Below are 11,353 nucleotides of genomic sequence, written 5' to 3' on the forward strand. Positions count from 1 at the left end.
CCGGCGTCCGCACCACAGCAGCAGCACAGCAGTACCGCAGTAGTACGGCAGCAGCACCGCAGTAGCACTGGCACGGCACTACTGGCCTGAGCCGCGGGCTCAGGCCAGCGAAAGGCACCGTCTGACCGACTCGATGAGGAGCTCCAGGTGAGAAACGTGCAACGAACCCGCCGCGTTCTGCGGTCGGTGGTCGTGGCAGCAGCCACGACCGCTCTTGCTGTTCCCATGGCAGTGACGGCCACCGCCCAACCGACGTCGGCGCAGCTTGCGCAGGCCCAGGTTGCCGCCGCGCCCGGCGACGCGGCCGCCGAACCCTTCGACGCTCTCGTCTTCTCCAAGACGGCGGGCTTCCGGCACGGCTCGATCCCCGCGGGCATCGAGGCGATCACCCAGCTCGGCGCGGCCAACGACTTCACGGTCACCGCAACGGAGGACGCCGCCGTCTTCTCCGACGAAGGGCTCGCCGACTACGAGGTGGTCGTCTTCCTGTCCACGACCGGCGACGTCCTGAACGACGACCAGCAGGCCGCGTTCGAGCGGTACATCCAGGGTGGCGGCGGCTACGCGGGCATCCACGCGGCGTCCGACACCGAGTACGCGTGGCCCTGGTACGGCGAGCTGGTGGGGGCCTACTTCAACTCCCACCCGCAGAACCAGGACGCCACGATCAAGGTCGAGGACCAGGTCCACGCCTCGACGGCGCATCTGCCGGACCGCTGGGACCGCCACGACGAGTGGTACAACTTCCGCACGAACCCGCGCGACGAGGTGCACGTCCTGGCCTCCCTCGACGAGTCCAGCTACTCCGCCGGGACGGGCGCGATGGGGGCGGAGCACCCGATCGCCTGGTGCCAGGAGTACGACGGGGGCCGGTCCTGGTACACCGGCGGCGGGCACACCGACGCCTCGTACGCGGAGCCGGAGTTCCTCGACCACCTGCTGGGCGGGCTGCAGACCGCAGCGGGCGTCGTCGCCTCAGACTGCGCCGCGACCCAGAGCGACAGCTACGAGATGGTGCCGCTCGACGAGGACACCGCGAACCCGATGATGCTCGACGTCGCCCCCGACGGAACCGTTTTCTACGTCGAGCGTGACGGCCGCGTCCAGGTGATCGACCCCGAGTCGAACACCACGAGCACCGCGGTGACGCTCGAGGTCACCCAGTCCAACGAGGACGGGCTGACCGGCATCGTGCTCGACCCGGACTTCGCGACCAACAGCTGGGTGTACCTGTTCTGGTCCCCGCAGGACGTGGGTGAGGACGGCCCGCACAACCGGGTCTCGCGCTTCGAGTACGACGCGGGCGCCGGCACGATCGACCCGGCCACCGAGGAGACCGTGCTGATCATCCCGACGCAGCGCCAGACGTGCTGCCACGCGGGCGGCGACATGGTCTTCGACGCGGACGGCAACCTCTACGTGGCCACCGGCGACAACACGAACCCGTTCGAGTCCCAGGGCTACGCACCGCTGGACGAGCGTGCCGGGCGGGCGAACTACGACTCGCAGCGCACGTCGGCCAACAGCAACGACCTGCGCGGCAAGGTGCTGCGGATCACCCCGCAGGACGACGGCTCGTACACGATCCCGGAGGGCAACATGTTCGCGCCGGGTACGGCGGACACCCTGCCCGAGATCTACGCGATGGGCTTCCGCAACCCGTTCCGGATCGGCGTCGACCCCGCGAACGGCAACGTGCTCGTGGCCGACTACGGCCCGGACGCCGGATCGGCCAGCGCGACGCGCGGGCCCGCCGGCACGGTCGAGTGGAACGTCGTGAGCGAGCCCGGGTTCTACGGCTGGCCGTACTGCACGGGGGCGAACAGCGCCTACCGCGACTACGACTTCGCCACGGGGCAGTCGGGTGCGGCGTACGACTGCGCCGGCGGTCCGGTGAACGCCTCGCCGAACAACACCGGCATCACCCAGCTACCCGCCGCCGTCGAGGCGGAGGTCTGGTACGGGTACGGGACCAACCCGCTGTTCCCCGAGATCGGTGGTGGCGGTGCCCCGATGGGCGGCCCGGTGTACTCCTACGACCCCGAGCTGGAGTCCGACGTCAAGTGGCCGGCCTACTGGGACGGCAAGGCGCTGTTCGGGGAGTGGAACCAGGGGCGGATGTACTCGTTCCAGCTCGCCGGTGAGCAGCGTGACGACCTCGTGGACATCAACCGGGTCCTGCCGCAGATCTTCGACCCGGAGGCCGGGTTCGACCGGCCGATGGACTTCGACTTCGGGCCGGACGGCGCGCTGTACGTCGTCGACTGGGGTTCTGGCTTCGGTGGCAACAACGACACCTCCGGCGTGTACAAGGTCAACTACGTCGAGGGCGACCCGGCACCCATCGCCAGGGCGTCCGCCGACGTCACCGACGGCCTTGCGCCGCTGACCGTGCAGTTCTCCTCGGAGGGCACCCGCCATCCGGCCGGGGAACCGCTCACGCTGCAGTGGACCTTCGGCGACGGTTCGGCGCCGAGCACCGAGGCGAACCCGACCCACACGTACACCGAGGACGGCCGCTACACGGCCCAGCTCGTCGCCACCGACGCGGACGGGCTGACCGGCGTCGCGAACGTGACGATCGTCGTCGGCAACATCGCCCCCGAGGTGACGATCACCTTCCCGGACGACGGAGGCTTCTTCGAGTGGGGCGACCAGGTGCGCTACGAGGTCGCGATCGACGATCCCGACGGCGAGGTGAACTGCGACAACGTCACGCTGTTCACCCGGCTCGGGCACGCGGGGCACTCCCACCCGTTCGGTGAGCTGACCGGCTGCTCGGGCGTCTTCGACACCGCCCGCGACGAGGGTCACGGCATCGACGCGAACCTCTACTGGGTGATCGAGGCGTTCTACACCGACGACGGTGGCGCGGCCGGCGTGCCCCTGACCAGGAACGACCTGCAGATTCTGCAGCCCAAGCTGATCCAGTCGGAGTTCTTCACCGCGACGGGTCGCGCGGACGGCATCGGTGACGGCACCGGTGAGCCGGGCGTCCAGACCGAGCAGACGGGCGACACCGCCGGTGGCGGCCAGAACATCGGGTTCATCGAACCCGGTGACTACTGGGCCCACGAGCCGCTGAGCCTGGACGGTGTCGACGCGATCTCGCTGCGCGCAGCCTCGGGTGTCGGTGGCGGGGAGGTCTCGGTGCGCTGGGACGCCCCGGACGGTCCGGAGATCGGCCGGATCACCGTGCCGAGCACCGGTGGCTGGCAGCAGTACGTCGACGTCGGCACCGACCTGGCCAACGTCCCGTCCGGCTCGGGTTCGCTGCACTTCGTCCTGCTCTCCGGCGGGATCAACGTCAACTGGATGGAGATCGACGGCCGCGGGGTCGCCGACAACGAACGGCCGGAGGTCGAGCTGACGGTCGACCCGGTCTCGGGCGAGGCCCCGCTGACCGTGACCGCCAGTGCCGAGGCCACCGACCCCGACGGTACGGGCGACCTGACCTACGCCTGGGACGCCGGGCTCGGTGCCGGGTTCGTCGACGGCACCTCGTCCTTCGAGCACACCTACGACGAGCCGGGCAGCTACCGGCTCCAGGTGCGCGTCACCGACGAGCGCGGCGCGTACGCCGTCGCGTACGTCATGGTCGAGGTCACCGGGATCGTCCCGGAGCCGGAGCTCTGCCTGTCGGGCCGGTCGGACGACTTCCTCGGTGCGGAGCTGGACCCGGACCGCTGGACGGTCCTCGACCGCAACCAGGACCTGCGGGTCGCCGACGGTGTCCTCACGATCCCGGCGACCGCCGCGGACTTCTACGGGACGAACAACACGGCCGTACCGAACGTCGTCCTGCAGGACCTGCCGGACGGTCCGTTCACCGCGACGGCCAAGGTGACCATCCCGGCCCACGCCCAGTACCAGCAGGCCGGTCTGCTGATCTACGGCGACGCGGACAACTACGCGAAGATGGTGCTCCAGGGTCGTTCGGCACCCGCCGACCCGGCCACGCGCATCTTCCAGTACATCCGCGAGGAGGCCGGCGCGCCGAACGAGGTCGGGGACTCCAACACCGCGGCTCTCGGGGCGGACTACCCCGACACCGTGTTCGTGCGCCTGGCCAGCAGCGACGGCGAGGACCTGACGGCGTCGTACTCGGCGGACGGCGTCGAGTTCACGGCCATGCCGCAGACCAAGGCGCTCGCCGGTATCACCGATCCGCGGATCGGGCTCGTGTCGCTCGCCGGCACCGGTTCGGCCGCGGACGTCGTGGACGCCCAGTTCGACTGGTTCCACATCACCCCGGACGACACGGCCGCGGCCCCCGGGCCTGCGGACGAGTTCGACGGGGACGACCTGGACGCCTGCCGCTGGGACGTCGTGCGCCCGGACCCGACGGGCTACCGGGTGACCGGTGGCGCGCTGGAGATCGACACGACGGCCACGGACATCTACACCGGCAACAACACCGACACGCCGAACCTCGTCGTGCAGGACCTGCCGGACGACGACTGGACCGTCGAGACCCGGGTGGACGGGTCGGAGTTCGACCAGCAGTACCAGCAGGGCGGTCTGATCGTGTACGGGGACGACGACAACTACGTCAAGCTCGACCTCGTGACCGACAACGCTCCGGGCAGCGCCGTCACACAGCGCATCGAGCTGCGGAGCGAGGTCGACGCCGTGGTGACGAACCCGCAGCCGGGCGCGAACAACCTCACGTCACGCGTGTGGCACCTGAGGCTGTCGAAGGAAGGGTCCACCTTCACCGGTGAGTACAGCGCGGACGGTGAGGAATGGACCGCCCTCGCCGAGCCGGTGACGCACGAGGGGCTGCAGGACGCCCGGGTGGGTCTGTTTGCCCTCGGCGGCCCTCAGCAGTCGGTCGCCACGGCGTCGTTCGACCACTTCCGGGTGGCCGGTGCGGCCGAGCCGCTCGAGGTGACCGGCACGCTGTCGCCGGCTGAGCCGGACGGCCCGGACGGGCAGTGGCTCGGGCCGGTGACGGTCACCGTGGAGACCACGGGCGGCCCGGCCGGCGCAACGGTGTACCGGGAGGTCAACATCGACGGCGACGGCTGGACGGAGTACACGGCGCCGGTGGAGATCTCGACGTTCGGCGCCCACACCGTCCAGGTGCGGGCCTCGGCGGACGGCGAGACGGTGGTCGGCGAGACCGTCGAGTTCACCATCTTCGAGCCGCAGCTCACCGAGGCGACGCCCGCGGTCGAGATCGTGCAGCCGACCTGTCACTACGACCAGTCGGGTGCCGAGGTCGTCACCGGCGGTGCGCTGGTCACCGCCGACGTGGAGGGCGTGCGGTCCTACGTCGTGCGGGAGTGGGTGGACGGCGCCGCCGGTGACGTCGTCGACGACCTGGACGACATGGATCCCGGGAGGTACCGGATCGTGGCCCGGCCGGCCGACGGGTACGTCCTCGTCGGTGAGGACGGCTGGCGGGTCCGGGACAACGGGAACGCCATCCTGTTCGTGACGCTCGAGCAGCCGGAGTGCCCCGACCCCAACACGCCTGACGTCGTGGTGACGGCAGCGACGTGCGACGACGGTGGGTCGATCGTCCCGGTCGTCCTCCCCGGGGTGCGCAGCTACGTCGTGCACAACTGGGTCGACGGCGAGGCGGCGGGCAAGCCGCGCAACCTGCGCGACCTCCCCGCGGGTGACTACCGCGTGATCGCCACGCCCGCCAAGGGCGCCGAGCTCACGGTGGCCGGGGACTGGCAGCTCAGCCCGTCCGGCAAGGCGTTCGTCATCGTCACCGTCGAGGAGGAGTGCGACAGCTAGGAGACCTGGGGCGTGCACCGGTCGCCGGTGCACGTCCCGTCGCACCACGGCCCGGGCGGGTTGAGCCGTCCGGGCCCCCTGTGAACGGAGAGGAACGAACATGGGACGGTTCACCCGACTCGGCGCGGTGCTCCTGCTGGCGCTGGGGCTCGCCGCGCCTGTCGCGGTGCCCGCTGCCGTCGCTCCGGCCGCGGCGCACGGCGGCAGGATCGACATCGAGGTCGGCACGGACGGCGCCGGCGGTGTCTCGGCGGCGCTGACCTGGGCGGGCGACGGGCACCCGGTCGAGGAGTCGGCGGCCGTCGTCGTGCGGGCGGTGTCCGACGACGGCGAGAAGGTCGGCCCCGTCACGCTCGACTCCGCGTCCGAGGGGGTCGGCTGGTACCGCTCCGAGCCCGAGCTGCTCGGCGAGGGGCACTGGACGGTGACAGCGCAGGTGAAGGAGCCGAAGAAGGCCGAGGTCGAGGTGGAGCTCGACGTCGTCGCCCCGGCCGCCCCACCGTCCGAGTCCGCCGCGCCCGGGTCCGGCTCCGGGCCGGACGGTTCGGACGCCGCAGGGATCAACCCTGAGGCGGACGCGGCCGGCGCGGCGGCGGGCGACGGGTCCCCGTCGTCCGGCGGTCTGCCGGCCTGGACCGGTTGGGCGCTGGGGGCGCTCGTGGTCGCGGGAGCAGCGACCGTCGTCGTCCTGCGCAGGCGGGCGAACTGACCGAAGACCGATGGGCACGACCGGCGACGCCGGATCGTCACGCACAGGAGGAAAGAAAAAATGGCACGACCGATCACCCTGTTCACCGGCCAGTGGGCCGACCTACCGCTCGAGGAGGTCGCGAGTCTCGCCTCGAAGTGGGGCTACGAAGGCCTGGAGCTGGCCTGCTGGGGCGACCATCTGGACCCCTGGCGCTGGGACGACGACGAGTACGTCGCCGGGCGCCTGGAGCTGCTGGAGCGGCACGGCCTGAAGGTGTGGGCGATCTCGAACCACCTCAAGGGCCAGGCCGTCTGCGACGACCCCATCGACCAGCGGCACCGCGACATCGTCTCCGACCGGGTCTGGGGCGACGGCGACCCCGAGGGCGTGCGGCAGCGTGCGGCGGAGGAGATGAAGAACACCGCGCGGCTGGCCGCCAAGCTCGGGGTCAAGACGGTCGTCGGGTTCACCGGCTCTGCGATCTGGAAGTACGTGGCCATGTTCCCGCCCGTCTCCGACGCCACGATCGAGGCCGGCTACCAGGACTTCGCCGACCGCTGGAACCCGATCCTCGACGTGTTCGACGAGGTGGGCGTGAAGTTCGCGCACGAGGTGCACCCCAGCGAGATCGCCTACGACTACTGGACCACCGTGCGGACCCTCGAGGCGATCGGCCACCGCGAGGCGTTCGGCCTGAACTGGGACCCGAGCCACATGGTGTGGCAGGACCTCGACCCGGTCAGCTTCCTCTGGGACTTCAAGGACCGGATCTACCACGTGGACTGCAAGGACACGAAGAAGCGCATGACGAACGGCCGCAACGGCCGCATGGGCTCGCACCTGCCTTGGGCCGACCCGCGCCGCGGCTGGGACTTCGTGTCGACCGGGCACGGAGACGTCCCGTGGGAGGACGCGTTCCGGATGCTCAACACGATCGGCTACGACGGCCCGATCTCCGTGGAGTGGGAGGACGCCGGCATGGACCGCCTCGTCGGCGCCCCGGAGGCGCTCGAGTTCGTGCGCTCCCACGCGTTCGACGCGCCGGACTCCGCGTTCGACGCGGCCTTCTCGACGCGCTGACGCAGACCTGCTGACCCAGCAGACGTACTGAGCAGGACCGGGCCCCGGACGAATGGGAGTGCGGACGAGGCCCGGCCTGCGTGACGAGACTCGATGAGGAGCTGCATCACGCATGAAGACTATCCAGGCACGCGCGCGAGCGCGGCAAAAGAAGACGTTCGCGGTGGTCGCGACGGCCGCACTGGTCGGTTCGGCCCTCCTGACCATGCCCGCGGCGTCCGCCCACCCGGGCCATCCGGCTCACGACACCCAGGACGCCGCGGCCGCCGCGGACACCGACTGGGGCAACTACGAGAAGATCCTGCTCACCAAGGACGTCGGTGAGCCCATCGACATGGCGGTCCTGCCTGACTCGCGGGTGCTGCACACGGCCCGCAACGGCCAGGTGCGCCTGACCGACCCGGCCACCGGCGTCACCAGGGTGGTCAACACCCTCGACGTGTACGCGAACTCCGAGGACGGCCTGCAGGGCATCGCCCTGGCGCCGGACTTCGCGGAGAGCAACGAGGTCTACCTCGTGTACGCGCCGCGGGACGCCGACGGCGACGGCGCGGCGGACACGCCGGCGGGCAACGCACCGAACACGCTGCCTGCCGGCGAGGACGAGAGCTACTGGGACCGGTGGGTGGGCGTCAACCGCCTGTCGAAGTTCACGTTCACCGGTGACGCGCTCGACCCGGCCTCGGAGCAGCCGATCCTCGACATCGAGGTGCAGCGTGGCCAGTGCTGCCACGTCGGCGCGGACATCGACTTCGACGGCGACGGCAACCTCTACCTGTCCACCGGTGACAACACCCCGGCCGGCACGCCGGGCGCCAACGGGTACGCCCCGAACAACGATGCCCCGAACATGAACCCGGGCTTCGACGCGCGTCGCGGTGCGGGGAACACCAACGACCTGCGGGGCAAGATCCTGCGGATCGATGTGCGCGACGAGATCCCGGCCGGTGCGCCGCCAGGGGAGGGCAGCACCTATGACATCCCCGAGGGCAACCTGTTCGCCCCGGGCACCGAGGGCACACGCCCCGAGATCTTCGTGATGGGCGTGCGCAACCCGTTCCGTATCGAGGTCGACCCGGAGACGAGCTCGCTCACCTGGGCGGACTACGGCCCCGACGCCGGCGCTGCGAACCCGGACCGCGGGCCGATGGGCTACGTGGAGTGGAACGCCGTCGGGCTCGACGACCCGCACAACTCCGGTTGGCCGTACTGTCACGGACCGAACGCGGCCTACAACGAGTGGAACTTCGAGACCGCCACGCCGCGCGAGTTCTTCGACTGCGCGGCACCCGTCAACAACTCCCGCTGGAACACCGGCCTGACCGACCTCCCGCCGGCCCGGACCGCGACCCTGTACTACGGCGACCAGCCGGGGCAGCAGCCGCGCGACGAGCTCGTGAACTTCGGCTCCGGCACCGGACAGGGACCCATGGGCGGACCGGTCTACCACTACGACGCCGACGGGACCGCGCCGGGCAAGTTCCCCGCGGTCTGGGACGGCAAGGCGTTCTTCGGGGAGTTCTCCCAGGACTACCTCGCGGCGTTCACCGTGGACTGGTCCACGCACCAGGTGGGCGAGATCGAGGACTTCTTCCCCAACACCGCGCTGGAGGCGGCGGGGATGTTCCGCAACGACAACCCGATCGACCTCGAGTTCGGCACGGACGGCTCCCTGTACGTGCTGGAGTACGGCGACGGCTTCTTCCGGCAGAACCCCGACTCCGGGCTGTACCGGATCGACTACGCGGAGGGCAACAAGGCGCCCCAGGCGCGGTTCACGGCCACGCCCTCGTCGTCGTCGTCCGCCCCGCTCGAGGTCTCGTTCGACGCCTCCGCCTCGACCGACCCCGACGGAGACGCGCTGACGTACCAGTGGGACTTCGACGGTGACGGGACGTTCGACGCCAGCGGTGCCCAGGCCACCCACACCTACACCGAGCTCGACGTGTACACGGCCCGGCTCCGGGTCACCGACGCACGAGCCAAGTTCTCGCTGACCTCGCGGGTGATCAGCGTCGGCAACCAGGCACCCGAGGTCACCGTCGAGTTCCCGGCGGACGGCGGGTTCTTCGACTGGGGCGACGCGGTGCCGTTCCAGGTCACCACGCAGGACGCCGAGGACGGCAGCGAGACGGTCTGCAGCCGGGTCGCGTGGTCCTACGGGCTCGGCCACGACGAGCACGCCCACCCCGAGGTGTCCGGCACGGGCTGCACCGGTGCCTTCCCGACCGACCCCAACTCCCCGGAGCACGGCGCCGGCTCGCACCTGTACGGCGCGGTCGTCGTCACCTACACCGACAACGGTGCCAACGGTCTGCCGCCCGCGAAGGGCGAGGCCACGCTGCGCCTGAACCCGAAGCTGCAGGAGGCGGAGCACGCGACCCTCAAGGGCGTCGAGGTGGTCCAGGACGAGGCGGCCTCGGCCGGCGCGTACGTCGACGGCCTGGGCAAGCGTGACTCGGTCGCCCTGGAGCGCGTGAACCTCTCCGGCATCGACAGCGCCACCGCGAGGATCCGCGGCAAGGGCACGGTCGAGCTGCGCTGGGGCTCGCCGACGGCGAAGCCGTTCGCCAGCGCCAAGGTCAACGTCCGGACCTGGCAGGACGTCGCCCTGCAGTTCAGGGACCGCAGCACAACGGGGGCGCTCTACATCACCGCGACCGGCGGCCTCGACGTCGACGCGATCACGATGGTCGGTCAGGGCGTCGGCGCGCCCTCGCCGGCCGCACAGAGCTCGACCGGCCCGACCGGGGCCGCTCAGACCGAAGGAGAGCAGTGATGGAATCACGCACTGACGTCAACCGCAGGAACTTCCTGAGGCTGGCCGGCGGCACCGTGGCCGTCGGTGCGGCCACGCTGGCCGGTGCCGGACTCGCGGGCAGCGCAGCCGCCTCGACCCTCGCACCCGCTGCGGCGACCGGAGCGGAGACCGCCGGCCGGGGCCGGGTGCTCGTGCCCGCCGGGCACATCGGCATCCAGCTCTACTCGATCAGGGACAAGGTCTCCTCGCTCGGCTTCCGCACCGTGTTCGAGCGGCTCGCCGACATGGGCTACGCGGAGGTCGAGTTCGCCGGGTACACGCAGGGCCAGGTCGGGGCGATCACCCCCGAGGAGATCCGGCAGCTGCTGGACGACAACGGCCTGCGTGCCGTCGGGTCGCACCGCGGCATCGCCGACTTCGCGAACAACATGGAGCGGGAGCTCGACATCGCCGAGATCCTCGGTATGGAGCACGTGGGCACCGCGCAGGCGCCCACGAACAACCGCACGGTCGCCGGCTACCTCGCCGCCGCCGAGCAGTTCAACGGCTTCGGGGAGGCGGCATCCGCCCGCGGCCTGAAGTTCTACCAGCACAACCACGACGGCGAGTTCAGCTTCGCCACCGACAACCCCGACGTCCGCCTCTACGACGTCTTCTACGACAACACCGACCCGAGGAAGGTCTTCCTCGAGATGGACGTCTACTGGGCGTTCGTGGGCAAGCACCGCTACCCGGGCTTCGAGCCGGTGGACTACGTCAAGCGCAACCCGCACCGCTACCCGCTCCTGCACCTCAAGGACGGCGACGCGAACCCGGCGAACACCGGGGGCTACGACATCGTGGAGTTCGGCGCCGGCGACCTGCCGTACACCGAGTTCCTGTCGGCGCTCGCGGGTTCGGGCCGGCGGCACGGCATCTGGGAGCAGGACAACGCCGCCACGGTGGCCGCACCGGGCTTCCCGGTCGACTCGTTCGGCAACGCCGAGCGGTCGTACGTGGAGATCCGGTCGCTGCGCGCGGAGCGCTGCTGATCCGGTAGGGGAGCAAGGGGTGTGGCCGACGCCGTCCGG

General features: G+C 70.7%; 5 protein-coding genes. All 5 read left to right on the forward strand.

Features of this window, described 5'->3' with window-relative positions; genetic code table 11:
• Window positions 1-225 precede the first annotated feature (225 nt).
• The 5 genes from ACFWE2_RS10990 to ACFWE2_RS11010 all read left to right on the forward strand — a co-directional run bounded on the left by ACFWE2_RS10990 (window position 226) and on the right by ACFWE2_RS11010 (window position 11,314).
• A complete protein-coding gene (locus tag ACFWE2_RS10990) occupies window positions 226-5,751 on the forward strand; it encodes a ThuA domain-containing protein (RefSeq protein ID WP_377224257.1) in 5,526 nt (1,841 codons plus the stop codon).
• 100 nt (window positions 5,752-5,851) lie between these two features.
• Complete coding sequence (locus ACFWE2_RS10995; RefSeq protein WP_377224258.1) at window positions 5,852-6,460, forward strand: hypothetical protein; 609 nt, start codon at window positions 5,852-5,854, stop codon at window positions 6,458-6,460.
• A 60-nt stretch (window positions 6,461-6,520) separates the two neighbouring features.
• Entirely contained in the window at window positions 6,521-7,522 is a 1,002-nt protein-coding gene (locus tag ACFWE2_RS11000; RefSeq protein ID WP_357511133.1) for a sugar phosphate isomerase/epimerase family protein, read from the forward strand.
• Window positions 7,523-7,634: 112 nt separating this feature from the next.
• Window positions 7,635-10,301: a PQQ-dependent sugar dehydrogenase gene (locus ACFWE2_RS11005; protein WP_377224259.1), complete on the forward strand. Its 2,667-nt coding sequence runs from the start codon at window positions 7,635-7,637 to the stop codon at window positions 10,299-10,301.
• Window positions 10,301-11,314, forward strand: coding sequence for a sugar phosphate isomerase/epimerase family protein (locus tag ACFWE2_RS11010; protein WP_377224260.1), 1,014 nt, complete (start codon window positions 10,301-10,303; stop codon window positions 11,312-11,314). Before ACFWE2_RS11005 ends, ACFWE2_RS11010 begins: the two co-directional genes overlap by 1 nt.
• Window positions 11,315-11,353: the final 39 nt, after the last annotated feature.

Origin of the sequence: Promicromonospora sp. NPDC060271 (genome assembly GCF_042726755.1) — a bacterium.
In the GTDB taxonomy this organism is placed as follows: Bacteria; Actinomycetota; Actinomycetes; order Actinomycetales; family Cellulomonadaceae; genus Promicromonospora.